Annotated in this window: 27 protein-coding genes and 2 pseudogenes; 8 read left to right on the top strand and 21 right to left on the bottom strand. The window is 51.8% G+C overall.

The annotated features are described in order from the left end of the window. The first annotated feature begins 11 nt into the window (after window positions 1-11). The 4 genes from C7H10_RS18380 (at window position 12) to C7H10_RS18395 (ending at window position 5,794) form a co-directional block, all read left to right on the top strand. Window positions 12-737 (top strand): ABC transporter ATP-binding protein, encoded by a 726-nt coding sequence (locus C7H10_RS18380; protein ID WP_061332728.1) that lies wholly within the window; start codon window positions 12-14, stop codon window positions 735-737. Between the two features lie 4 nt (window positions 738-741). Further along, complete coding sequence (locus tag C7H10_RS18385; protein WP_106695968.1) at window positions 742-3,120, top strand: ABC transporter permease; 2,379 nt, start codon at window positions 742-744, stop codon at window positions 3,118-3,120. A gap of 23 nt (window positions 3,121-3,143) precedes the next feature. Continuing rightward, window positions 3,144-4,352: an efflux RND transporter periplasmic adaptor subunit gene (locus C7H10_RS18390; protein ID WP_106695969.1), complete on the top strand. Its 1,209-nt coding sequence runs from the start codon at window positions 3,144-3,146 to the stop codon at window positions 4,350-4,352. 131 nt (window positions 4,353-4,483) lie between these two features. Next, window positions 4,484-5,794, top strand: a complete 1,311-nt coding sequence (locus C7H10_RS18395) for a methyl-accepting chemotaxis protein (protein WP_106695970.1) — start codon at window positions 4,484-4,486, stop codon at window positions 5,792-5,794. A 43-nt stretch (window positions 5,795-5,837) separates the two neighbouring features. Here the strand turns inward: C7H10_RS18395 and C7H10_RS18400 are convergent, their stop codons facing one another. From C7H10_RS18400 to C7H10_RS18410, 3 genes and pseudogenes are all read right to left on the bottom strand, one after another. Continuing rightward, entirely contained in the window at window positions 5,838-6,443 is a 606-nt protein-coding gene (locus C7H10_RS18400) for a hypothetical protein (protein WP_106695971.1), read from the bottom strand. Window positions 6,444-6,550: 107 nt separating this feature from the next. Then, window positions 6,551-6,667, bottom strand: a pseudogene (locus C7H10_RS18405) (Txe/YoeB family addiction module toxin); the annotation flags it as partial. After that, a complete protein-coding gene (locus C7H10_RS18410) occupies window positions 6,663-6,905 on the bottom strand; it encodes a type II toxin-antitoxin system Phd/YefM family antitoxin (protein ID WP_106695972.1) in 243 nt (80 codons plus the stop codon). The gene C7H10_RS18410 and the pseudogene C7H10_RS18405, both read right to left, overlap by 5 nt. 207 nt (window positions 6,906-7,112) lie before the next feature. On the opposite strand from C7H10_RS18410, the gene C7H10_RS18415 reads away from it, so the two are divergent. From C7H10_RS18415 to C7H10_RS18425, 3 genes are read left to right on the top strand one after another with little or no spacing between them, the layout of a single operon-like run. After that, entirely contained in the window at window positions 7,113-7,307 is a 195-nt protein-coding gene (locus C7H10_RS18415) for a type II toxin-antitoxin system VapB family antitoxin (RefSeq protein WP_061332722.1), read from the top strand. Further along, complete coding sequence (vapC, locus tag C7H10_RS18420; RefSeq protein ID WP_106695973.1) at window positions 7,304-7,705, top strand: type II toxin-antitoxin system VapC family toxin; 402 nt, start codon at window positions 7,304-7,306, stop codon at window positions 7,703-7,705. The genes C7H10_RS18415 and vapC overlap by 4 nt, the downstream gene beginning before the upstream one ends. Window positions 7,706-7,756: 51 nt before the next feature. Continuing rightward, entirely contained in the window at window positions 7,757-7,957 is a 201-nt protein-coding gene (locus tag C7H10_RS18425) for a BrnA antitoxin family protein (protein WP_230714989.1), read from the top strand. A 67-nt stretch (window positions 7,958-8,024) separates the two neighbouring features. Here the strand turns inward: C7H10_RS18425 and C7H10_RS18430 are convergent, their stop codons facing one another. From C7H10_RS18430 to C7H10_RS18480, 10 genes are all read right to left on the bottom strand, one after another. Continuing rightward, complete coding sequence (locus C7H10_RS18430; protein ID WP_061332719.1) at window positions 8,025-8,318, bottom strand: HigA family addiction module antitoxin; 294 nt, start codon at window positions 8,316-8,318, stop codon at window positions 8,025-8,027. Continuing rightward, a complete protein-coding gene (locus C7H10_RS18435; RefSeq protein ID WP_106695974.1) occupies window positions 8,318-8,596 on the bottom strand; it encodes a type II toxin-antitoxin system RelE/ParE family toxin in 279 nt (92 codons plus the stop codon). Before C7H10_RS18435 ends, C7H10_RS18430 begins: the two co-directional genes overlap by 1 nt. Window positions 8,597-8,708: 112 nt before the next feature. Continuing rightward, entirely contained in the window at window positions 8,709-9,011 is a 303-nt protein-coding gene (locus tag C7H10_RS18440) for a type II toxin-antitoxin system RelE/ParE family toxin (protein ID WP_106695975.1), read from the bottom strand. Continuing rightward, window positions 8,999-9,256: a type II toxin-antitoxin system Phd/YefM family antitoxin gene (locus C7H10_RS18445; protein ID WP_022992576.1), complete on the bottom strand. Its 258-nt coding sequence runs from the start codon at window positions 9,254-9,256 to the stop codon at window positions 8,999-9,001. The genes C7H10_RS18440 and C7H10_RS18445 overlap by 13 nt, the downstream gene beginning before the upstream one ends. A gap of 130 nt (window positions 9,257-9,386) precedes the next feature. Beyond that, the gene (locus C7H10_RS18450) at window positions 9,387-9,686 is read right to left on the bottom strand and encodes a helix-turn-helix domain-containing protein (RefSeq protein ID WP_106695976.1); all 300 of its coding nucleotides are present in this window, start codon (window positions 9,684-9,686) and stop codon (window positions 9,387-9,389) included. Between the two features lie 483 nt (window positions 9,687-10,169). Beyond that, window positions 10,170-11,350, bottom strand: a protein-coding gene (locus C7H10_RS18460) for an IS3 family transposase (RefSeq protein WP_106695977.1) whose coding sequence is annotated in 2 segments (ribosomal slippage) — window positions 10,170-11,051 and window positions 11,054-11,350 — 1,179 coding nt in all. Because the reading frame shifts where the segments join, the coding sequence is not laid out codon by codon here. A 77-nt stretch (window positions 11,351-11,427) separates the two neighbouring features. Then, entirely contained in the window at window positions 11,428-11,814 is a 387-nt protein-coding gene (locus C7H10_RS18465) for a hypothetical protein (protein ID WP_106695978.1), read from the bottom strand. Between the two features lie 537 nt (window positions 11,815-12,351). Then, the gene (locus tag C7H10_RS19135) at window positions 12,352-12,819 is read right to left on the bottom strand and encodes a hypothetical protein (RefSeq protein ID WP_146136830.1); all 468 of its coding nucleotides are present in this window, start codon (window positions 12,817-12,819) and stop codon (window positions 12,352-12,354) included. Between the two features lie 83 nt (window positions 12,820-12,902). Next, window positions 12,903-13,454 (bottom strand): dihydrofolate reductase family protein, encoded by a 552-nt coding sequence (locus C7H10_RS18475; RefSeq protein ID WP_106695979.1) that lies wholly within the window; start codon window positions 13,452-13,454, stop codon window positions 12,903-12,905. A gap of 196 nt (window positions 13,455-13,650) precedes the next feature. Further along, window positions 13,651-14,058: a hypothetical protein gene (locus tag C7H10_RS18480; protein ID WP_106695980.1), complete on the bottom strand. Its 408-nt coding sequence runs from the start codon at window positions 14,056-14,058 to the stop codon at window positions 13,651-13,653. A 648-nt stretch (window positions 14,059-14,706) separates the two neighbouring features. On the opposite strand from C7H10_RS18480, the gene C7H10_RS18485 reads away from it, so the two are divergent. After that, window positions 14,707-15,750: an IS110 family RNA-guided transposase gene (locus tag C7H10_RS18485; protein ID WP_106695981.1), complete on the top strand. Its 1,044-nt coding sequence runs from the start codon at window positions 14,707-14,709 to the stop codon at window positions 15,748-15,750. Window positions 15,751-16,223: 473 nt separating this feature from the next. Here C7H10_RS18485 and C7H10_RS18490 read toward each other — a convergent pair whose 3' ends face one another. From C7H10_RS18490 to C7H10_RS18520, 8 genes and pseudogenes are all read right to left on the bottom strand, one after another. Next, complete coding sequence (locus C7H10_RS18490; RefSeq protein WP_106695982.1) at window positions 16,224-17,579, bottom strand: hypothetical protein; 1,356 nt, start codon at window positions 17,577-17,579, stop codon at window positions 16,224-16,226. A 122-nt stretch (window positions 17,580-17,701) separates the two neighbouring features. Next, the gene (locus tag C7H10_RS18495) at window positions 17,702-18,385 is read right to left on the bottom strand and encodes a hypothetical protein (protein ID WP_106695983.1); all 684 of its coding nucleotides are present in this window, start codon (window positions 18,383-18,385) and stop codon (window positions 17,702-17,704) included. 167 nt (window positions 18,386-18,552) lie between these two features. Beyond that, complete coding sequence (locus tag C7H10_RS18500; protein ID WP_106695984.1) at window positions 18,553-19,848, bottom strand: DUF4365 domain-containing protein; 1,296 nt, start codon at window positions 19,846-19,848, stop codon at window positions 18,553-18,555. Between the two features lie 118 nt (window positions 19,849-19,966). Beyond that, a complete protein-coding gene (locus C7H10_RS18505) occupies window positions 19,967-20,941 on the bottom strand; it encodes a hypothetical protein (RefSeq protein WP_106695985.1) in 975 nt (324 codons plus the stop codon). A 104-nt stretch (window positions 20,942-21,045) separates the two neighbouring features. Further along, complete coding sequence (locus C7H10_RS19140; protein ID WP_146136831.1) at window positions 21,046-21,882, bottom strand: HNH endonuclease; 837 nt, start codon at window positions 21,880-21,882, stop codon at window positions 21,046-21,048. Between the two features lie 214 nt (window positions 21,883-22,096). After that, complete coding sequence (locus tag C7H10_RS18510) at window positions 22,097-23,668, bottom strand: transposase (RefSeq protein ID WP_106695986.1); 1,572 nt, start codon at window positions 23,666-23,668, stop codon at window positions 22,097-22,099. 138 nt (window positions 23,669-23,806) lie between these two features. Beyond that, window positions 23,807-24,517: a hypothetical protein gene (locus tag C7H10_RS18515; RefSeq protein ID WP_146136832.1), complete on the bottom strand. Its 711-nt coding sequence runs from the start codon at window positions 24,515-24,517 to the stop codon at window positions 23,807-23,809. A 110-nt stretch (window positions 24,518-24,627) separates the two neighbouring features. After that, window positions 24,628-24,848: pseudogene (locus C7H10_RS18520) on the bottom strand (group II intron reverse transcriptase/maturase); the annotation flags it as partial.

The raw sequence follows: 24,848 nt of genomic DNA on the forward strand, positions 1-24,848 counted from the left end.
GGAGTCGTATTATGGCTGCATCCGCGCTATCAGGCGCTCCGGTATTCCACACCCGCGGCCTAACCAAAACCTACCAGCAGGGTGAAGTACAGGTGCACGCCCTGCGCGGAGTGGATCTCGACCTTTACGCCGGTGAACTGGTGGTCATGCTGGGTGCCTCCGGCTCTGGCAAATCGACACTGCTGAATATTCTCGGCGGCCTGGATATACCGACCAGCGGTGAAGTCCGGTACCTGGAAACGGATCTTGCCCGGGCCACCGACAAGGAACTCACCCGCTACCGCCGGGATTACGTGGGCTTTGTTTTCCAGTTCTACAACCTCATCCCAAGCCTGACCGCCCGGGAGAACGTCGTCGCTGTTACCGAAATCGCCCGCAACCCCATGGCGCCGGACCAGGCACTGGAACTGGTCGGGCTTGCCAACCGGGCCGATCATTTCCCGGCCCAGTTGTCTGGCGGCGAACAGCAACGGGTTGCCATTGCCCGGGCCATAGCCAAACAGCCTAACGTGTTGCTGTGTGATGAGCCCACAGGCGCCCTCGATTCCGCTACAGGTGTTCTGGTACTCGAGGCTCTGGAGAAAGCCAATCGGGAAACTGGCACCACCACGGTGATCATCACCCACAACGCCTCTATTGCCCTGATGGCAGACCGGGTGATCACCCTATCAGATGGTCTGATCAGCGGTGAGCAGCACAATGCCCACCGGCAAGACCCGAAAACCCTGAGCTGGTAGCGCCATGGCTCTCTTTGGTACCAGCATCCTCCACACCAAGCTGCGCCGCGAAATCTGGCAGATGCGCGGCCAGATGCTGGCCATTGCCTTTGTGATTGCCGGCGGCATCGCGGTTTGCCTGTTGTCGCTGGTGAATTACGCGTCGCTCACCGCAACGCGTGACCAGTACTACCAGGAACACCAGTTTGCCGACGTGTTCGTAAACCTCAAACGAGCCCCTACACAGGTACTGACGCAAGTTTCTGAAGTCCCCGGTGTCACGCGCCTGAGCGCCCGGGTAGAAGGCGTTGCCAAACTCGACGTGGCCGGTTTTCAAGACCCTGTATCCGCACGGCTGGTTTCAGTGACTGCCACCGGACAACCTGCCGTCAATCAACTCTATCTGCGACAAGGGCGGTTACCAGATGCCAACCGCACCGACGAAGTGGCGATTATCGGAAGCTTTGCCGATGCCCACAACCTGCAACTGGATGATCGGATAACCGGCATTATCAACGGCCGACAACAACGGCTGACCATCGTGGGCATCGCGGAATCACCGGAATTCATCTATGTCATTCCACCCGGTGGGATGTTGCCGGACTACGAGCGATACGGCGTCATCTGGATGCCCGAGGAGGCACTGGCCTCCGCCATGGACATGCGAGGGGCCTTTAACAGCCTGGTACTGCAAACAGCCCCTGATCACCCGGTTGAGGATGTGATCGACCGCCTGGATCGGTTACTTGACCGCTACGGCAGTGCCGGCGCCTTCAGCCGTGAAGACCAATTCTCTCATCGTTTTTTGAGTGATGAGCTTGAGCAGCTCAAAGCCATGGCCACCATCTTCCCTGCTATTTTCCTGGGCGTTGCCATGTTCCTGCTGAACGTGGTGGTCAGCCGGTTGATCAGCACTCAGCGAGAAATCATCGCGGTGCTCAAGGCCTTTGGGTACAGCAATCAACAGATTGGCTGGCATTACAGCCAACTGGTACTCGTTATTGCCCTGATTGGACTGGCCATTGGCACATTAGCCGGGCTTTGGCTCGGGCGGGCGCTGGGTGAACTCTATATGGACTTTTACCGCTTTCCCGAGCTGCTGTTCCGAATCAACCCAATATGGGTGTTGCTGCTCGCCGCCACCAGTTTGGGCGTCGCGTGGCTTGGCGGGTGGCGCTCCATCCGCGCCGCAGCCACGCTGCCTCCGGCCCAGGCCATGCAACCGGAAGGCCCGGCCCGCTTTCAAATCAGTACACCGGAACGCCTGCTGGGCTGGGTCCGGTTTACCCAGCCTTCTCGCATGATCGTACGGCACCTGTCACGGCGACCCGGCCGAACCCTGCTCTCGATCACCGGGATTGCCATGGCCACCGCGATTGTGGTGGTGGGCAATTTTCAGTTCAGTTCGGTCTCGCTGATGGTGCACACCCAATTTGCCAAGGTTCAGAAACAGGACCTCACCGTCAGCCTGACAGACCCGGTAAGCCAGTCAGCTATGTACGGCTTAGCCCGGCTTCCCGGCATCTGGTACACCGAAGGCCGGCGGGTAACGGCGGTAGAGCTGATTAACGGCCACCGGCGCTGGCGAACCGCGCTGACCGGCATCCCTGACGACGCCAAACTGCAATTTGTGGTCGACCACCAGCTTCAGAACGTCAACATCCCCCAGGCCGGCATACTGCTGACTGATTTCCTGGCAGACTCATTAGGCTTGCGGCCCGGCGACACGGTGACCGTGCGTGTACTGGAAGGCCAGCGCCCTACCCTGAACCTGCCCGTTTCCGGCGTCACCAGCGAATTTCTGGGCGTGGGTGCCTATATGAACCTGGGCGCCATGAACCGGGCGTTGAGAGAAGGCCCCGCCATCAACCAGATACTGATGAACCTGGACCCAGACCTCACCGAAACGGTCTACCAGGAACTACGCGACACGCCCAAAGTAATGGCCCTGAATCTACGCCAGGCCATGCTCGACAGCTTCTTTGAAACCCTGGCCAAAACCTTCCTGACCTACACCTTCATTATCAGCTTGCTAGGCGGCACCATCGCGTTTGGCGTGATCTACAACACCGCCCGAATCTCACTGGCAGAGCGAGCGCGAGATCTGGCCAGCCTGCGTGTGCTGGGATACAGCCATAACGAAGTGTCCCACATACTATTGGGGGAGCTTGCGGTATTGTTGATATTGGGCATACCACTGGGCTGGGCCATCGGCACTGGGCTTGGCCAGCTCGTGGTAACAGCCATGCAAACCGAATTATACCGGGTGCCACTGATCATCACCGGTAAAACCCTGGCACTGGCAGCCAACGTAGTGATCGCCTCTGCCCTGATCTCCGGCTTCATCACCTGGCGCAGGCTCCGTAAACTGGACCTGGTGGCCGTACTGAAAACCCGTGAATAAACTCAACTTGCAGGGAACACCCCATGGCCGAGCGTAAACACATCACCGGCAAACGGCTTTTCTGGTCATTGATCGCGGTAGTGATTGTCGTCATTTTCGCCTTTATCCTGAGGCCGGAGCCGGTATGGGTAGATCTGTCTACTGCGCAACGGGGGCCGCTGGAAGTCACCGTAGTGGAAGAAGGTAAAACCCGGGTAAAAGACCGCTATCTGGTGTCATCACCGGTAACCGGCTTTGTACACCGGCTTGAGCTGGACGTGGGAGACACGGTTATCCCCGGGGAGTTACTCACCCTGATCGACCCCATGCCCGCCAGCATTCTTGATGCCCGCAGCCGCGCTGAAGCAGAAGCCCGAGTCGCTGCCGCCCGCTCTGCGCTCCAGTCCATCCGCCAGAAGGCCGCCGCGGCGGAGGCCGACGCAGACTTCAGCCAACAGGAATACCAGCGATTACTGGCACTCAAACCGTCCAGCTTTGTCTCGGACGACCAGTTGCAACAGGCCAGAACCACCGCCGCCCGTGCCCAGGCTATCTTGCGCTCTGCCAGGTTTGATGAAGAAGTCGCCAGCCATGAACTCGCTGCTGCGCAAACCCGGCTGCAGGTGTCCAGCGCCACCGCCAACGGAGGCAAACCGGCAGAGCGCGTAGCGGTTCGTTCCCCCATTCATGGTGCTGTGCTCGGGCTGGTCAGGAAAAGCGAAGGCATTGTCCAGGCCGGAGAGCCATTACTGGAATTGGGAGACCCGGGCACCCTGGAAGTGGTGGTAGACGTACTGAGTTTCGATGCCGTGAAACTGGAGCCTGGCCTGGCCACCCGCCTGACAGGATGGGGCGGCCCCACCCTCAATGCGGTTATCCGGCGAGTGGAGCCCGTTGGCTTCCAGGATGTCTCAGCACTTGGTGTTGAAGAACAACGGGTAAAAGTTATTGCCGATATGCTCAGCCCCCACGAACACTGGCAGCTTCTGGGCGATGGCTACCGAGTGGATGCCGAGTTTATTCTTTGGCAAGCCGAAGACGCCCTGCAAGTGCCAGCCTCCGCCCTGTTCCGCCACAACAACGGGTATGCGGTTTTCAAGGTGACCGGAGACCGCGCCAATATCCAGCCAGTGGAGGCAGGCCACGGTAACGGACTAAGCACCGTCATCCTGTCGGGGCTCAATGAAGGCGACCGCGTTGTGCGGCATCCGGGGCGAGGGCTAAATGATGGAGATCGAATCCGGGTTCGTTGAGCCTCTCTGGTAACGGAGTGTCCTTGCACTGAGCAGAACTAACCGATGCCGTTTAATTTCCTTCCAGACTGACCTCAAGAGTCAGCCGCCCCGGCCGTTAACAAGGAACTCTCTCTTGTTGGGGTTTCCCGATGTTTAATAGCCAGCTCAAAAAAGAACTCGAAGACCAACGTGCAGAATTGGCCATGCTGCGCCAGCTAACGCACCAGATGGACCGAGGCATGCTGTCTATAAGGCTCGATTCCAACTTCTGCGTCTGCGCGGTAAACCAGGACTTCGCCGACACTCTGGGCTACCAGTCAGACCAGCTTCTTGGCCGACCGCTGTCGGATCTTGTTCCGCCCTATGTCTCAAAGCTGCCCTGCTTCCATAACTTCAACAAGGCAATGGCAGAATTCGCGCCGGTTAGCGACAACTACCGCTACTTGAGCGCCAGTGGCTCACTGATGTGGCTGAACATACACTGGTTTCCCGTGCGCGGGGCGGATGGCAAGCTCGCTTACGTTCAAGGCTATGCCCGCGACGTCACCGAAACCGTGGAAGGTGGAAAAGAAAGCGAGGCCTTCATTGATGCACTGATCCGTTCCACCGCGGTTATTCAATTCAACCTAGACGGCACGGTTATCACCGCAAACAATCAGTTTCAGCGGGCCATGGGCTATCAGCTCAACGAACTCGTTGGCCAGCATCACCGCAAATTCTGCACGCCAGAGGAAGCCAACTCCCCTGAATATGACGCCTTCTGGAAAAAACTTAATAACGGAGAGTACGTGGCAGACCGCTTCAAACGGATCGACAGCCGTGGCCACGAGGTATGGCTGGAGGCCACCTATAACCCGGTCTACGATGCCGAGGGTAACCTCTCCAAGGTGGTAAAGTTTGCCAGCGTGGTCACTGATCAGGTCGCACGGGAAGCCGAAGTACGGGAGGGCGCAAGCGTGGCCTACGACGTCTCACAGCAAACGGATATAAGCGCCCAAAAGGGCACGACCGTGGTCCAGGAGACCGTCGAAACGATGCAGAATATAGCAGCTCAAATGCAGGCCGCGACTGAAAGTATCGAGGCCCTGAGCAAACAATCACTGCAAATCAACTCGATCGTGCAAACCATTGGTGGTATCGCCGCGCAAACCAACCTGTTGGCGCTAAACGCAGCGATTGAAGCCGCCAGAGCGGGCGAACATGGGCGCGGATTTGCCGTGGTTGCTGACGAAGTGCGGCAATTGGCAGCCCGTACCAGTCAAGCCACGGATGAGATTGTTAGCGTCGTCGAGAAAAACCAGGTGCTCTCGGATGAAGTCATGCACCAGATGTTCCGCACCCGGGAGAATGCAGAGCAAGGGCTGGAACTGGCCAATCAGGCGGGTGAAGTGATTCTGGAAATCAAGGAAGGCGCCAAACAGGTTGTGGACGCTGTTGAGCGCTTTGCCAAAGAGTTGTAAACAGCTCCCGAAGTGTCATTTGAATATCAACTGAAACTACCGTTCAAAACCCGAATCCGAAACCAAGGCCCACGAGGGTACCATTGATTTCAGTGTTGCCCTCAAGCGTAAGCGCCGTATAAAACCGGCTACCTCGTCCAACCAACTGAGTAGACCAGGCAACCCCGGTGTCCCGGCGTACCTGCCTTGCCTCCCCAACCTGTTGTCTCAGGGTTTCCTTGATCCACCCCGGGCCACCACCAATCCATACCTCAGCAGCCCCCTGGCTACTGCTCCGGCCCCACGCACGGTATTGATAGAGTAAGGCATGCTCGCGAATAGTTCGGCCCTCGCTGTCACTGGAATCGCAATCGGACCGGAGATCACACAGCGTGATGACGTCTTTAAAAGCCGACCAGCCATTTGAAGCATCATTGGAAACATCGGTATAACGGGCTTGAAAGCGATGCTGCTGCGATGGCCGAAAAGCCAACAAAACCTGGTAGCCGGCATGGTTGTCTCCACTGTTTCGCCAATTATTCAAGGCCACCCCGAGCTCCAGGCCATGCCAGTCCCCGGCACCAACCTCTGCCGCAGCAGCTTTGCCCGGCAGCGAAATCAGACAAGAAAAAAACATGACAGCGAAAATCGCCCGCAGCCGTAACATCATTATTATTTTCCCAGTTGGCTAACATATTGGTGATTGCATCCTGGCAGGGGCAATCTTAGAGCCGCATCGCTGTGAAAAATTGCCCGGCAACAGCGGCTGGTTATGCATTACTCGTAGTGGCTCCAGAGCCTGAGAACTCTCACCACCCGCTCGTCTTCCAGCTCTTGGTAAACCAGACGATGCTGAATATTGTAGCGGCGCGAATACGCTCCCGCGAGGTCACCAGCCCAGCTCCTCATCACATTCATCCACAGGGGAATCCATTCCCTCACGAATAGACTCCCACATACCAGGTACAGAAAGGAGATAAAGTGTTTCCTGAATGGCTGACCAGTCTTCCTCGGATACCAAAACGGCCTTGTTCCGCTTACCCATAATGACGATTGGCTGGTGGGACTCGGCAGTCTCGTCGATCAACCGATATAGGTTACTGCGCGCCTCAGTTGCTGTGATTCCGGTCATGACGCACCTCTTGTGTGTTCAAATTTTCACCAAGTGTACGCCTTTAGGTACGTACGACAAGACGAACGCCCTGCATAACGCCCGGCTCGCGCGCCGGTTTGGAGCCGCGAAGCGGCGTAAAATGGGTGGCTGTGCAGCCGATTGTTATGTTTTCCCCGAAGTGCTAGATTGTGTATAGAAACTGTAAACCATACACATAGGTGCACCATGAGAACGAACATTGTCATTGACGACGAGTTGATGGCCGAAGCCCTCAAAGCCTCCGGCTACAAAACCAAAAAAGAAGCCGTTGAGCAAGGCCTGAAACTTCTGGTCCAGTTGAGCAAGCAGCAGGAAATTCGAAAACTGCGCGGCAAGGTCAAGTGGGAAGGCGACCTGAATGAAATGCGGAGCGCCGGATGATACTGGTGGATACCAGCGTCTGGATCGACTATTTCAACGGAGTCACTAACCCACATACCGATCTGTTGGATGCCTCGATAGTCCAAGGATATGTCGCTATCGGGGACCTCATATTTCTGGAAATCCTGCAAGGCATCCGCAACGACAAACAATATCGTCAGACCAAACAAAGCCTGATGGCGCTGGATCAACATGAAATGTTTGGCAAAGATATGGCAGCCAAGTGTGCCGACAATTATCGAGCGCTTCGTAAAAAGGGCATCACGATCAGAAAGACTGCCGATGTAATCATCGCGACATTTTGCATAGAAAAGGAGCTACCCCTGTTGTTCCTGGATCGCGACTTTATCCCCTTTGTTGATCATCTTGGACTTGAGCCGGCCCTGAGAGAAACATAACGCCTGCAGCATGGGCGCCTATGGAATGGAGCCGAAGGCGAAATGTAAGGGGTGTCGCAGTGCCTGCATTGGAGTCAGGCCAAGCCGGCATCGCTCCCGAAGCTGAAACCCTCAACCAAGACTATCTCACTCCGGTTGCCGGAAACCTTGCTTGATCGGATCAAAATCGAAGCCAACAAGCGGGACATGCCCTATCAATCACTGATCAAGGCTTGGCTTGCGGACGACGTGAACGACAGCCGTCGGACCTGAGGTGCTAACGCTGAGCGAAGCGGCGTGCCGGAGCGCCAGCGTAGGCGCGTCCGACAACAGCCACTGGTTAAGCTGCTTCGAAGTCCAGGGGATGAATGCCATCCAGATTGACCGTATTGCGGGCCACCCAAAGATCGTACATGTCCTGCATTGCCAACCAGCTCTCAGGAGTACGCCCGAGAACCTTGGATAGCCGCAATGACATTTCCGGGCTAATACCACTATTTCCTTTGAGCAACCGAGACAAAGTGGAAGGTGATACGCCCAGACTGGAAGCAAGCTGACGGGAACTGATACCGAAAGGCGCCAGGTACACCTCCCGAATGAATTCACCGGGATGTGGCGGATTATGCATGGTCATTAGTGATAATCCTCATAATCAAGTATGTAGGCGTTGCCGTCCCGAAATTCGAACGTCATGCGCCAGTTTCCGCTTACCCAAATCGACCACCGCCCTTTGTCTCGCCCCTTCAATGGGTGAAGCCGAAAACCAGGGATATCCATATCATCCACCGAAGTGGCGGTATCCAGAGCTGCCAGCTGCATGCGCAGTTTCTTGGCATGATCTGGCTGTATGCCAGACGTGCTGCCGGTCGAGTAGAACCGCTTCAGTCCTTTGTGACGGAATGATTTAATCATGAGGAAATGCTAGCATGTTGCGCACCACGCAACAACCAAGCTTAACGCCGAAGCGCACCGGTGACTTTGACGTAGCGAAGCGGAGACAAAGGCATCCGAGTCACGCGCCTGGTTAGCTGTTCCCAAGCATGTACGCCCGAAGCTGTCGCTCCTCTCGCATGACATAGAGAATGAGAACTCGCTTATCATCCTCACGATAAAAAATGCGACACGGTGGAACCACTACCTCCCTGTATACTGAATTAGGGAGTTCTGGAGGAATCCGTCCGGATTGGGGAAAATCTTCCAAACGCTCGGTCTTATCGAAAACTTCCTGGACCAGATGACTTGCGGCAACAGGATTATCCAGAGCAATGTACTCAGCTATGGCATCCAGTTCTTGAAGGGCAGGCTCCGTCCAGATTACTTCAGCCATTTACTCATTTTCTCCCTGGCCTCACTTTGGCTGTACGTTCTTCCCTCAAGTACAGCACGCTCTCCCCGTGAGAGCCCCTCAAGCAGCTCAAGTCGGCGCTGCATAAACTCGTAATCCTGCACATCGACAAGATATGCCGATGGCTGACCATGCTCCGTGATCAGTATCGGCTCCTTAGACAAGTGCAGATCTGCCAGAATCTTTGTGGCTTGGCGCTTGAGGTTCGTAACAAGCTCAACTTTCATGGGCTCACCCTAAATCAGACTAATAGTGACACTATAGTATCACTTTTCAGGTGAGGCAATCACAGCTAATGCGCGGCTACGAAATGAAGGCGAAGCCGCAATGCAGTAGGCGTCGCCGTGATTGGCCTTGTCAACCCCTGAGCTCGAGGTCTTCCCGAATAACCTCCGGATGGCGGAAAGCAATCTCGATGAGCGCCTTTGCCGGGCCGGAAGGTTTACGCCGCCCCTGCTCCCATTCCTGCAACGTACGCGGAGAAATATGGAGTACCTCGGCAAACTCTCGCTGTGTAAGGCCAGTCTTGCCGCGCGCCTCCGCGACCTCATTTGGCTCCACGCGGCTGACTCGTGCGGCTTTGCCCGCTTTCATTTCTTTAACAGATTGGAGCAGCTTGTTGCCAAGCTCCTCGGCACTCAGAGTCTCATCACTCATTTTCCAACACCTCACGAATCGACTTCAGGATATGCGCGGGTATGTTCTCCTTGACGGCCTTTTTGTAGATCACCAACAGCCAGATCTCACCATTTGCCAATCTGGTGAAGTAGATGACTCGCACTCCACCACGCTTCCCTGAACCCGCTACCGATCACCGAACCTTTCTACACCCACCGCTACCTGGAATGGGATCGCCAATTTCAGGATTGGCTGCCAGCCAGGCAAAGAACGAATTCCGTTCCTCCTCAGTCCAGATCTTTCTGGCATCTGCTTCGAATGTAGGGGTTTCGATGATGGTAAACATGACGATTAATATACGTCATTGACGGAGTTTTGCAAGATGGCGGGTGGAAGGGTTAACGCCTTTGTCAGCCGCGCTTTGGTCGTAGCGGAATTTTGTGCAAAAATGGCCGCAGGCCATGCACAAAAAGGAGCGAAGACCAAAGCGTGGACTTCCCCCAATAAAATGGACACGCCCCATCAGTTAATTCCCTCGAACTCTATCGGAGTTCGGTAGCCAAGGCCACTGTGCAGCCGGTGGCTGTTATAAAAGCCCTCAATATAGTCTTTTATATGTTTCCGTAACTGCCGCATCGTCACGAAGCTGGTCGCATGCAGCAATTCTCCCTTCAAGGTTTTGAAGAAGGATTCGACCTCAGCGTTGTCTGTGCATTGTCCCGGTCGATTCATGCTGTGGCGCACGCTGTTCTGGTTCAGAAACGCCTGTGTTTTCTGAGCCCGGTATTCCGTGCCTCGATCGGTGTGGAACAACAGACCTGCTTCCGGTCGCCTCGCTGCAAACGCCTCTCTCAGGGCACCTTTGGCCAGTGCCGCATTCAGGCTTTCATCCAATCGCCAGCTGATAATCCTGCGCGAGAACAGATCCAGAACCACCGCCAGGAACACGTATTTTCGACCTAGCTTGATGTAGGTAACGTCACTGCTCCATTGCTGATTCACCGCCACGGGCTTCTCGACGCTCAGGCGGTGATTAGGAAGAGCTTTGAGTTCGTCACGGCGCTTGCTCATTCGGCGATACACTCGCATCACTCGCGCTTTCATGCCCCATTCCTGCATCAGGCGCGCCACACGATTCTCGCCAACCTGTTCGCCTTCCCGGCGCAGGGCCTGATAGACCCTGGGACTGCCATAGCGCCCTTTGCTGCCATCGTATACACGGCGGATCTTAAACAGCAGTTCGGCGTTCTCAGTGGCTCTCATGCCAGGCTTCCGGTTTGCCCAGGCATAGTAACCGGACCTTGATACATTCAAGTGCCGACACAGCGCTTTTACGCTGTATTCTCGTCGGTGTTTCCAGACGAACCGGAACGCTTCCGTCGTTCCTCGGCCTGAAAACGTTGAAACTTTTTTAGGATGTCGTTTTCCTCCTGAAGCTCCGATACTCGGCGTTTCAGGCGGGCAATCTCATCCTGTTCCTGTATTTTGTTTTTGGCGTCTACTGGCGCTTTCTTGACCCGTTTCATGGCGAACTTTCCTTCACGGTATTCTTTGCGCCAGCGTGACAGCATGAAGGGGTGAATATCCAGCGCTTCGGCAACGCTTTTGACGCTGCGGTGGGCCTGGTGACTCCACTCCACCGCTTTGACCTTGAACTCAGTGGTGTACTGCTGGGTTTTCTTCCCCGTGATCATTTTCGGCATCGGTTTGCTCCTCCTGCGGAGTTATCGATGCGTGTCCACTGAACTGGGGGAAGTCCAGCGTCGGCTGGACAAACTTGTTAGGCCCAGTCTTCGTCGTGTGGTTCAAATTCACTTGGGTTATTGATATAGCCATTCTCCAAATCACTATTCATTTGTGTTTCGAGTTCAATCTCTCTCCAGAACTTAATTTTGTTGCTCAGTTCAGCCGGAGATATTTTCTTCGGTTTGTCTGATTCAGTATCCAAAATATAGAACGGTGTGTCACTATTAGAAGCATACAAGTTATAAACCTCAACAAGCTTCATTCTTTCTGTTTCCCACTCACTACCAAATATCTCGAATCGTCGAATGGCTCTACCTTCTGCCGAAGCTTCTTTGATTTCCGAAATTCCAAGAGACGAAATTCTCCTCAGTATTTTTATATCAGAGGTACTAATACTTAGTTTTGGTATGACTTCGATCATGTCTCTACTGGCCTAACGACGGATGTTAAGCGGCACTGGCGCCAGCCAGGGTCCGACTTAACGGGTGGTTATACGGACCGTCCTGAAAGACTCTCATGCTCCACCCTACTCACAGACCACTCCACACCCTGCAGACATCCCTGGGAAGTTATCAGGCCAGTAGTCAGCGGGGGCACCGAAGATGCGAAGGCACGGAACAAAGGCGACCACGATTGCCGATTGATCCGCCTTCCCTCAAGAGCCAAGCCAGACGGATCAAGCGCGACTTATCCGTCTGGCTTGGCTCTTGAGGGTAGCAGGGAGAGCGTTCAACGGCGATCCGCTCTATTTGTTTTCTTGCACCGGGTTTCAAAACCAGAAAAAGACTGTTTATATATACAGTATATTCGGGTAACCTTCCGAGAAAAGGCAAGAAAACCCTATGCAATCAACCCACCGCTATAACGCCGTTGTTCAGCGGCAGCCTTGGCAGAGCGAAGCGGCGACAAGGCTGTCCGGTGGAGGGCCTTCAGGCCCGGAACGAACTGCAACACTTGGTTATACGTTTTTGAAATTGTTGCACAAAAACTCCTTGTGATTCCCCAGCATGGTGTCTGGCGTTGGATAAGCAAGCTGTATTTGAGAAAAACCACCGCAACTTTCGATAAAAGGCTTCATGATCCTGCTATCACCCGCGACTGAACACCACCCATCACCTGTGCCACAAATTGCCCATCCCCGCTGCCCAGCAACGAGAAATGCAGATGACGTAATTTGAACCTGATCTAACCTGCTCAACTCCAGATTCTCGTCAAACTCCAGACGGTTGGGGTCGCTATAGGTAACATGAGTCTCACCCAACTTACTCACAATGCCGATCAATGCCTCCAGCTTCCCCCGTTCCAGATGCCGGGGACACTTTCCGTCTCCCCAGTCATCCTCGAAAACCACAGAAGCCCAATCAGGCTTGAGCCAGATCCGGTTTGGATAAAGTGAATAGTCAACGTACTCAGTAATCAGGTTCATTGGACGTATAACGCCGCCAACACGCGCAGCTTCGTAGTGGAGGCGAAGCCGCAACGGAAAAGCTGTCGCTGTGCTTGGCCTGGTTAGGTCACGTTGTAGCGCAGAAGCACCGAACCTGAATTTAGCGAGCTGGAACCAAGCAGGCTTAGATTTACTCGCTTGTTCAAACCACTGAAAACTCGAGGTCCCTCTACACCAATATATGGTTGAGCAAGGACGTGAATTTCATCAATAAGCCCTTCGTTCAATAAGCTAGAGGTGAAGCTAGGACTCCCAAAAATGACTACAGCCCCTTTCAACTCTTCGAGCTCCCGCACAACCTTATTCAGGCCAGGTCCTTGTACGTGACGTGTGTTGTCCCAAGTCAACTCAACCGGCCGGTTTGACGCGACGAGTTTTGGAGTCTTGTCAAATGCTCTTGCCAGTGCCTGCGTTGCCGCAGGTAAATCATCTCCATTTGCGGCATCGGGCCAGAACTGCATAAACAAGTCAAACGTGTTTCGACCGAAGAGCAATGCGTCAGCTGATAATGTCAGGTCGGTTGCATACTGATGGTGCGCATCGTCAATCGCGCTATCCAAATGGTGGCACAAGCCACTAGCCGTAGTGTTTATCGAGTTAATTACGTGTGCCATTTACCTACCTCCTACCGATAAAAGCATGAACATCATATTGTAGTCGGATAGACAGCTCACGATTCGACACCGATAGACCTAACGCCAATATTCAGCGGCGGCCTTTGCGTAGCGAAGCGGAGAAAAGGTCGTCCGGTGGAGGCCCGCGAGGGCCGGAACGAACTGGAATAACTTGTTACGGGGTGCTGCGGCCTACCTACAAAGCCATGGCTATCTCCGACCAAACCCCAAATTCACCGGCCATAATTTCTTGGCAGTAATCAACGTAATTCCCTCCAGACCACCCAATTGGAGGATTAACACCGAGCACATGGTTGGCATACATGTCCCTGTCAGGATCGACGCGAACGATTATCCCGGTAAACCTACCCTGATTTAATATCGTATAGGCCTCAGTCCCGCAGAACTTCTGCTTGTCGTAGTATATTTCTCCGGTTTCATCGTTGGTCCAAAAGTTCAGGTTCTTTCGCCATTCACCCAAAATTTTGATGGACATTCCGTTGGATAGAATCAGCTCGCTATCAGTGGCCTGCACGATTCTGACAATGCTTAACCTGCCCGACTTGAATCCCATTTTGACTTTAATTAACCGTCGCAGTCCCATAATTGAACCTTTGGTTTTCCTCGTAACGCCAGCGCACAACGGCGCCCTTGGAATGGAGGCGAAGCCGCAATGCAAAGGGCGTCCGGCGGCCACCGGCCGCGAATTGATGCGCCTTGTTAGCTGCGAACAACCGAACCGGAATGAAACCCGATCTTTGGCAACCAAACATGACAGCCTGCACCGATGCCCCCTGGCACCAGCAACCGCTGATGCACGGTGATTAAAACCACCGCCAAATATGCGGTGAATGAACCTGAAATTCAGAGTAGCAGGTAAGCAAGGAACCAGGTTTCGGCGGACTGCCCCGCACGGTGAACACCCAACTTATTACCAACTCCGCTGACCGTTTGAGCTACCCAACCTGACGACGGACTTTGACGGCCTTGGCGAACCACCTACCTTTCCGATTTTGCCACCCGCTTGCGGCCAAGGCCACTGGCACCGAGCCACCTAAAAGGAACAACGCACTTCTCAGCTAACGCTGAGCACAGCGGCGACCTTGGAATGGCGACGAAGGAGCCATGGAAAGGGCGTCCGGCGGCCATCGGCCGCGTACTGCTGCGACTTGATACTGATTGAGCCTTCTCCCCAGCCCAGCGGTTGCCCGCTAAGCTGGAAGGCGACCAAGCACTACAAGGGAGAAGACTCATGAACTTTTACCATAGCACCCACCGCCATTATTGTGGAATCGATCTGCACGCCCGCACCCTGTATGTCTGCATCCTCGACCAGCAGGGTGAAGTCCTCCTGCACAAGGAAATCAAAGCCCAGCCGGAACTGCTACTGGCCAGGCTCGAACCCTTTCGCGATGATCTAGTCGTCGGTGTCGAATGCATGCACTGCTGGTACTGGATATCCGATCTGTGTGAAGAGCACGGTATCCACTTTATCCTGGGCCACGCGCTTTATATGAAGGCCATTCATGGGGGCAAAACCAAGAACGACCGCATCGATTCCTTCAAGATTGCGATGCTAATGCGCGGTGGTAACTTTCCACTGGCTTACGTCTATCCCAAGGAGATGCGGGCCACCCGGGATCTGTTGCGCCGCCGTACTCGCATTGTCCGGCATGGTGCCATGCTCAAGGCCCACGCAGTGAACACTCTGGGCCAGTACAATCTGCCGCCCAGCAAAGCCAACCTCAACAACCCTGGTGGCCGATCACAACTGACCGCCGCTTTTAGCGATCCAGACGTTCAGCGCAATATCGATCTGGACCTGGCCATCGTCGACTGCTATCAGCACGAACTCAAAAAGCTTGAGTGGCACCTGGAGCAGCAAGCCAAGCAACACGACCCGGCATCACTCAACGTACTGAAGACCATTCCTGGAGTTGGTCGCATTCTGGCCCTAACCATTCTCTACGAAGTCGGCGATATCCAGCGTTTCGAATCCGTTCAGAAGTTCGCGTCCTACGCTCGCCTGGTGAAATGCAAAGCCGAATCCGCCGGCAAGGTTTACGGCACCCAGGGCAACAAGATCGGCAATGCCCATCTGAAGTGGGCGTTCTCAGAAGCCGCCGTGCTGTTTATTCGTAACAACGACAAGGCCAAGCGCTACGTTGAAAAGCTTCAAAAGCGGATGAACAAACCCAAAGCTCTGTCGGCTTTGGCCCACAAACTGGGGCGTGCGGTGTACTTCATGCTCAAAGACAAAAGGGTGTTCGATGAACAACGGTTCCTGAAAGGTTAGTCACGCCACGGGCTGAGCAAGACGTCTAACTGGATCAGAAAGGATGACACCGAAGACTGCAAGTCTGCTGACTGGTACACCGATACCCAAGCGGTTTTCAGTCACCGATGTTGAAGCCAGAGCGACTTGATTAGCCAGTCCGTGGGCGTGCCTTAATACCATGAGCCAGTGCGCTTACACCGGTCCTGAGCCTGACACTAACTGGAGCCATGCAGCCCGTCGTTTGAATAGTGCCAGTGACCGGTTAACCGATGAATGTCTGGTGCCCCTGACCCACTGATGGAACGACCGGTCAGGCAGTGGCCTAAAGCCACGTAAGAGAGCCCCTATATGTGTTTGCTGTAAGTGCCTGACAGCTCCGCGAGACTAACGAAGCAGGCGTTCTCGATCATGGATTTAGGTTGGCCGCTGGCGCGGCCAAAAAAATGACTATTGCCTATTGATTCCGAGAAGGCTCATATGTGTTATGCAACTTAACTTAAAACATACTCGGTCACTACATCATCATACTCTTCAGCGTCGCCTGTCACTTCTTTGTATACTTCCTTAGCTTCTACATCATTAGAGTTAATATACTCAACTACTAGTTCTTTTATTCTGGGAATCGAAGAAAACTTCGAGTTCCGCAGCGCTTGGGCTCCCCATGCTCCCCATTCCGCTGCTTTTAATATGTTTGCTATGAGTAGAAATGCTTTCTCTCCGGACAGGCATTGAGCTAAATAGATATCAACGTCCTTTACATTTCTAGAAAAATGATTTGCTGTATCAAAATCGGAAGACCCAGCCTTATTCTGCGCCTCTTCAATATACAAATCTATTACCTTTGGACAACCACCAATACTGGATAAAAAGCTGCTACTAAATATATTTCCCTTAAAAAATTCAACTAACTGGACTTCAAATTTATCTATTAACAGATCTTCGCCAGCTCCTTCCAGTATCGATTTTAAAACCGAGGATGGGTGTGAGAATCTTGTATGCTCTAAAGATCGTTCCACACTACCTATCCGTTCCGAGATAACAGGTGCCAACCTGTCATAGGTAACAGGATCTAAGTCAAGAACCAGTGAACCATCCGCGGATATTATTCTCAATATTATATTTGAATACTTTGAGTCCGAACACTTTGGGTTTATCACGTATTTCTTAATATATTCCGATGTTTCAGGTTCTTTTAAATATGCGAGACCAGTTAAGAAAAACCCCGCATTTCTAGAAACATCTGAACTTGTGCTTAGAGTTTTTTCCAAAAACTTACTAATTAAATAAGGTAGAGCTTCATGATGGATGTTTTCCACCTCTTTTTTGACAACAATGGAGATTTTGCTTATGTCGGTTGATGGAAAAAAGTGCTTCTCATCTAAACGAGCTAGTATTTCGTCCACTAACTGCGTAGTAGTTAGTATAGGCTTAGAAAGAAATCTATTTATCGCCTCATAGAAAATAAACCTCGCTTCTTCTGCGGAAGCGTGATGACCAGACGGATGAGCTGACTTGTTCCTTAGGACTCGAAGCGTATCCAGAAAGGACGTATCTAGTGCCGGCAGTAGTGAGTTAGACTTTAACTGATCGATCACGTAGCTTTCATATACGTCTTGCGAGTTAATTCTCTTCTGTGCTTCAGTATATATATTTTTTGCTTTTTTATTTACCTTGCCGAGCTCACCAAGCTTTTTGACGATATCATCGAATAGCGCTATATATGTCAATACGATACAGGCTCTATAAGCGTTTGCCATGTAACATGACATCGCTTCCTTCATGTAATCCTTCGCCTGAACATCTTCTATGCTGTTTACCAACTCTTCCATGTCATGTAGATGGGGCATATCTATAGAGACTCCTCATGGCTATGCATAACGCCCGGCTCACGCGTCGGTTTGGAGCTGCGAAGCAGCGGAAAATCGGTCGCTGTGCAGCCGATGGTTAGCAGTAGACGGCGTAAACAAGCTCACCCGTTCCCTTCCGCAATCTGCTGGAGTTGCTTCCAGTAATTAGCGATTTCATCAACATACATCCTAGCCTCCCTCCTTTTTTCGACCAAAATCTGTTGCGGAAAACGATCTCCCGCAAATCTAATCCAGTTGCCGACACCATCATACTTATCAATTTCGTAAAGAGCGCATATGCCAACGACGCTGTTGGCAATGCGGTCTTGAATCTCACGGACGGCCGGGTTAAATGAGCGCAATGTGTTCGTATGCCAAAAATCTCTTATAGCCGTGAGTTCCTCAAACATGTTGTCGTAAATTTTAAATGCTAGTTCCTCATATTCATGAAAAACATATTCGAAAACCGGAGCGTACTTAGTTAAATACTCTCTGACTTGGCGAACATCATCGACCGTATAATTTGAGTTCGAGTACTGCTGATACAACTTATCTCGATATGACCTTATCTCTAGAGAAGTATAATTCTTGGTTTGGCTAGTTTTTGAATCAAATTTATCGTGGTGCTCTAGACACAGCCAAACCAAGTTCTCAAACCGGCTATCCGAATTATCACCGTTGAGATGGGCAATCTGACCCGGCTTTTCCGATAAATCATCATTCAAGCCGACACACAGGGCACATCTCCGTTTGCTCTTAATTACAACATCAGCTTGCGTGGTTTGTGTAATGTGTTTACGCGACACAGCTTTCTCCGTTTATGCAATTCAAGGCAAATAGGATTTACTAAACTCTCCAATCACCCACCGTCAAGGTGCTGCTAACGCTTGGCACACGTGCCGGCTTGGAGCCACAGCGCGGCGGAAAGCCGGTCACCGTGCTGCCACTGGTTAGCGCAACCATTCAGCTCCACCTATCGGTCCAGAAGCAATTTCGCCAACGGATAGTAGGCCCGATAGTAGCCCTGCGCCATCTCCAAGTCCTGTCTCAACCACCGCTTTCGCCTCACCTCAGGTACGTCTTCTTTTCCTTTCAGCCAAGTAAAAACCCCAGATAAGACAAAACTGTATTGATCAATCATCCTGTCGAGCACGGTAAACTGGGGCGATGGACTACCAAGCTTTTCAATAACAGTATCATCAAGCTTGTGAAGCGACGTTTCGAGTCGTTTTAGCTTTTTGTCAGGCAGCCTTAAGTCGGTCGTCAATGAATTCATTATATCTAAACAGATGGAATCGAGCTTTTCCCAAATTCTCTCCGCTTTGGCAATAAACACTTCGTCGTCTTCCTCAATGCTCATTGACTCAGGCAGTTCTTCAAGTGCCGACTTGCCATGAAACTGGAAGCGAGCCCAGTGGGCCGCCTTGGGCCAATTGATGCGTTCTCTAAGCTGCTCAGCATCTGGACGCTTGTCTTCAAGCCAAGATGCATGAGCAATAGCGTTGTTATCTCGATCATCCTTCAAGCTCCGATATACATGCACGGTGGCTAGCAGAGGGGTTCTCCGCCCTCCCTCTTTTTCTTGAAGCTGATCTGCAATATGGTTCAGCGTTGCCCAAAAATGGGCCGGGCGCCAAGGACCTTTCCATAACACTCGAAGGTGCTTTTGCCACACTTTTGCCTGAGGAGAGACATAAGGGATTTTTGTGGAAATGATTTCATAATGATTTCTTGCAATTACATCCTCAGAAATGCCTGAAAGCTGAAAGGCATGATGCGAATAGAATTCGGCGATTTCGCCCCTAAGAAAAGCGGGTAAATCATCTATTCGTGGAAGCAATATTGTTATCTTTTGCTGTTCAAGCGCGGCAAGCCCTTCTGGTGCAATCTCCCCAACTAACTTGTCAACTGAGCTTGCAAAGAAAACTGGAATGTTTCCGACAAGCTCAACCGCGACAACAAAGACCGGGAGTGGTATAGCCGCCCATCTGCGCAAGTGATTCAGTGCAAGCCGCCTCTTCGCAACGCTTTCTCCAAAAGTAGGCGCAGCTTCAGCCTCATGGCCTTTGATCTGAAGTAAGCCAATTCTCGGGCCGCTACCAACATCTGATGGCTCAATGTAGCCCTCAAGCTCGACTAGCAAATCCTCGCCACGGTCATGCTCATACTTAGAACAGAACAATTCAGCATCAAGCAGGACGTCCCGAACTTTCGTCTCAGCACGCTCGCCGATAAGTTGAGATTTTTTACCGCCGTTCCTATCGGTCAAGGTCCACCCTTATAATTGATAATCTGCAATAGGCCGCACGCTAACGCCCGCAGCTGCGGACGACTTGTAGCGACGAAGGAGCGGAAAGGCGTTCCGACAGCCTGCGCTTGTTATACATCTAGGCCGCCTCTTTTAATTTGCTCACTAGCTCATTTATTGAAACGACGGAGACGTTCTCATCTTCGATACTTCCGGTTGGAATGCCATCCTTTTTTCTTGTTACCAAAATAGCTCTATCCACCTCGCTGTTAGAAACCAAGCGGTGAAGGTAATCAATGGTCCTTCTTAGATGGTGAAGCGGAACTGGGCCTTGCCACGACTTCGCTTCTATCGCTATTTGTTTACCGTTTGTGCTGACTAGAAAATCTGGGCGGACACCGTCTAAATTAGGCTCGATTACGAACTTAAAGCGATTTTTAACGAGTATCTTGGCGATATCTGATTCAAACTCAGACGCCAGAATTCTGGATGTAACTCTTGAAGGTAAACTTTCAACTTCCTTGCTTCTTCTATACATCGTTAAGGCAGTTAGCACTGCAATGCTCCCCACTAATACGCCTAGAGCGGGAAGTAGAAAATCCAACTGAAATGACTTAGATTCATAAAACGAGTACATTGTGGACGAAAGTGCCCCCAGCAGCGAGGCTGAGAGAACCATGGCAGTGAGACTTTCTTTTCTTCGTTCCTTTTCCTGCCTCAGCTGCTGAAATTCGGAAAAACTAGGCTTGATAGGCTCCCTTTCAATCACTTCAAAAACAGCATTGATCCTACTCTCAATTTCTATCCTTTGAGAAGGAGATATCAAATCGCTATCAAAAACTTCCGTATAGAGACTGTTTAGAATTTGCTCTTCAGATAAGAGATCATTTGGCGATACTTGAAACTCTCTCGCTTTGCCCTCGACCAGCCGAGCAATATCCTTGTAAATTGGCGAATAATCCTCTAGGACCATTCGCCTCATTATTGTTCTCATTATTGAGCTGTTGGCATTTTTTGAACGCTCTTTCTTCGCTCCAATGGTTTGCCTATAACCAATTACAAAGAGCACAAGGGACACGATTATCCCTAGAGCGGTTTGTATGTAGCCGTCCATTCATGAATCCTTGCTCTGATTACGTATAACGCCAGTGGTAATGGGCGCCGACGGAGCGCAGCGTAGTTGGCGTCCCGTTGACCACCTTGTTAGGTTTTCTCTATTTATGGGTTTACTATCTTTAGCGTACCTGTTGTTGGCGTGGCATCATCACAAGTCAGGTAGTATTCAAACTCGATGGCTGAAATCTTACTTCTAGGCGTATCGCCAGTATTTTTTTCCCTATAATTTAAATAGAAAATGCAGGGCTCGCTTTTCACTTCACCTACGTTAAACGGCCCAAACACAATTTCTTTTTCATAGCTCCATGGCGTAAGAGCTCTAGTCATAGGTATATCAGTTGAAAAAGTAAAGTTTTCCGGCATTGTTTCCCGTTTTGGCCATAGCTTGAGAACCACCCGACTTGCCTTTTTAGAACCAATATTTTTTATGTCAAGGCCAATCCTATGGTGGCCAAATGAACCTCCGAATATCTTTTGAACGAACCTCGGAATCACGCGGGGGAAATATTGATAGCCTCCGCCTTCTACCAATAACACCGGAACCAATCTCGGTTCACCTTCCAACTGTAGTAGAGCCAAAACTTTTGAGAGCGTGGCGTCCCGTTGATACTGATCTATAGAATTTCGAACATATTTCTCATGTTTTATTTTTATTTCTAGCAGCTTATCTCTAGGATAGTCTTTCCACGCACCGTCTACCTCTGCGTGATGATGGCGACAAAGAAGAATGAGATTGTCATATGTATTCCCCCCTTTAGACGTACCGTCACCTCTTGGCCCATCTTTGCTGTGCGGAATAATGTGGGCTCTTTCTCCGAGATTAACATTTCCTGATTCAGGAAATTCTCTCAATAGGTCAACCTTACAGATTGAACAAGAGCCGCCTGCTCGACCCCACAAAAGAGCTAAATCTGAAGGTTTTATATAGCGAGATGCCAAAAGTTACCTCATTAAATCTAACGAGGCTGTAGAAAAACCCGATTTCGAGTCGTTCCCAGCGCCTGGTTCCTAAAATTTTTGTAGCGGCCATCAGTTAGCCGATTATCATCGTTCCGATGTTCAGTCATGAGTTTCGGTCCTTTTGACGGTGTCGGTGTCGGTGCCGGTATAGCTGGCATCCAGCAGACACATTTGTAACCGTCTGATCCCGGCATCACGCTGCTAACCGCCCGTAATTCGCCAACTTCTCAATATTGTGTACGAGGCAGTATAGCTGCCATTGGCCTTGCACCTTCTTCTTGCCTCGCAAGCTGAAGCGATTCAGCCGTTTGTTCGTGCCGATGTTGCCGAACACCGGCTCCACCACCGACATTCGGTGGCTGTATATCTCTTTGCCCTGTTGGCTGTCGACCCGGTGCTTCATCCAGTCCGTGTAGTTCGGCAGACGCTTGTTCTCAATGGTGAACGACACCTGTCGGCCAGACCCATTTCGGTGGTTGGCGGATGCAGGGTTCTGCATGCATTGGTGCTTCTTGGGGCAGTGGCGACATTGCAGCAATCGACCTTCGAAGTGCACTCGGACCTTGCCATTCTCCGCTTCCCTTTGACCCCGATAGGTAAGCTCTTCGCCAGTTGGGCAGACGCAGATCAGGCTCACGGGATCGAACTGGAATTCACTGGCCGGAATGATGTCTTTCCAACCTTTGTCCGGCAGGTTTTGATGCCGCTTGCCGTACTTGTCTTTCTGGTTTGTGAACTTCGGGTCCCGGCTGCGGAACTGGTTGTCTGGCACATAGCCGTTGATCTGACGGTCATGCAGGTACTGCATGTTGGCCTCGTTGGCGAAGCCGGTGTCGGCAGTGACAATAGCGCCAGACTGGTAGATGTTGTCAGCGATACCCAGTTTCTTGAAACGGGCTTCGACGGTTTCCAGTACCGGTTGCAGGGTGTGATGTTCCTGGCCTTCGCCAAAGGCCTGGGCGTCGATGATGATTTGGTGTTTCTTATCCACCGTGGCGACCCCATTGTAGCCCTGGATCGTGCCTTTGCTGGTGGTCATCTTGGCGCTTTCGTTATCGGTGACGTTGCTCTTCACTTCCTTGCTCCGTTTCCCCCGGCCCATCCGTGGGCGGCTCGTCTTTAGGAAACGATCAATCTTTTTAGCGGCCTCATCCAACGACAGAATGGTCTTCGCTCGGCGGATGTCGCGGTCCAGTTCGGCCTCGGTGTCTGCCTCGTCCCGCTCGTAATGCGCCCTGAGGTGATGACGGATCAGTCGTCGCAGTTTCTCCCGCTTCTCGCCCAGCTCTTTAAAGGTGCCGGACCATTCCTTGGCCGCGTTGGAGGACATTTTGCAGCCGTCGATGGCAAACAGCTCGTTACCCAATAGACCTTCTTCGTGGCACACCAGCAGAACTTGTTCGAACAGCGCTTCGATCTCATCGGCGTGGCTGCTGACAAACTTGGCCAGGGTCGTGAAATGCGGAACGGTATCGCAGGAGAGGGCTTTGAAGATGATGTTGGTCTCGCAACACCACTGCATTTCGCGACTGGAGGTGATGCCCTTGGAGTAGGCAAACAGGATGATCTTCAGCAGGATGGCCGGATCGTAGGCCAGCCGGCCAGTGTCTTCGTTGCGGTACTTGGGATGAAACACCGCCAGGTCCAGCTTGTGCTCGATCAGGTAGTGCACCGCGTGTTCAAAGGTGCCGGGCTGGAGCTGTTCCTGGTAGTTGATGACGACCATGGTGTCCTGGTCGTAGTTGTAGTGCTTGAAGCGGGGCATCTGACCACTCCTTGTCCGTTTGCCTGATCCTATCAAAACACAGGGGGATTTCGGGGTTTTTCTACAGCCTCAACGCCGAATTCAGCCGCGCCGAAGGCGTCGGCTGGAATGAATGGTTAGGCGCGCTGGATTAGACATTTAATCAAAACGGTCTTTACGCCACTCTTTAGAAATCGGCCCAGAGTCGTCATTATAAACTTTCATGAAGTCTTTCACGGTAACATTGGAGCCAACGTAAGGATACTGTACGCCATCAAAGAAGTTACACTCACCTGGAACAAATTTGTCAATAAGTGAGTAAGAATCATCGTCTAGCTTGTGATTCAATATCGAGCCATAGCGTTTCTTAATTTCTAGCATGTCTTCCTTTTCAATTCTTAAAAGCCATGCGCCGTCTGAGTTAATGTAGATATCATCAACGTCATCTAGGAGAACGTACACTGAAGATGTAAGAATTTGATAGTCGTAATAAGTTCCTGTTAGTGGAACTTCTACCTCACGTCCAGCGATTTCAAATATATTTCCGGATTTCCACTTAATTTTCACTCTGAAGAACTTGCTAACATAACCTATAAAATCTTCAAATTTAGTGTAATCTTGGAAAGTAAAGTTTATTGCATTGGGTTCATTTATGGAGTTAACTACTTCGATTAGCTCGTCGTATAGATGACTTCTTACTAAAACCTTTCTTCCGTCTTCCACAGTGACCACTCTAGGAGTCGGTGTCACTTCGCTATCCTCCTGAGTCGCAGAATATATAACAGGCGAATACACGCCAACAAAATAGACCAGTATTAAAAATATTATTTTCATCTCTTTCTCAATTCCAAGTACCGCAACCAGTGCCAAGAAACCAACTGCCTAATCGGGATAGGGGGGCACCTCACGATGCCCCTCCTCCCACATCACCGGGCATACGGATCACGTACCACGGCGATTCAGTGACTTGATTCAACCCGTTACCGTACTGCCAATTCCGGCAGTCCATAGCTCCGAAACAACCGGGCCGGTAAGGCTTCCCGCAGGGCCGGCGAATGACTCAGCCGCCACGGGCCGTGGGCTGATTTGGCGGTGTTCCAGGCCAGTTTGACCGAGACACCCCGCTTTCTCAGCTCACGATACCCCCTTCGGCCCCATTGCTTCCACACGTAACTTCTCATTCTCCGCCGTATCCACTTGT

The sequence above is a fragment of the Marinobacter shengliensis genome (genome assembly GCF_003007715.1).
Classification (GTDB): Bacteria; Pseudomonadota; Gammaproteobacteria; order Pseudomonadales; family Oleiphilaceae; genus Marinobacter; species Marinobacter shengliensis.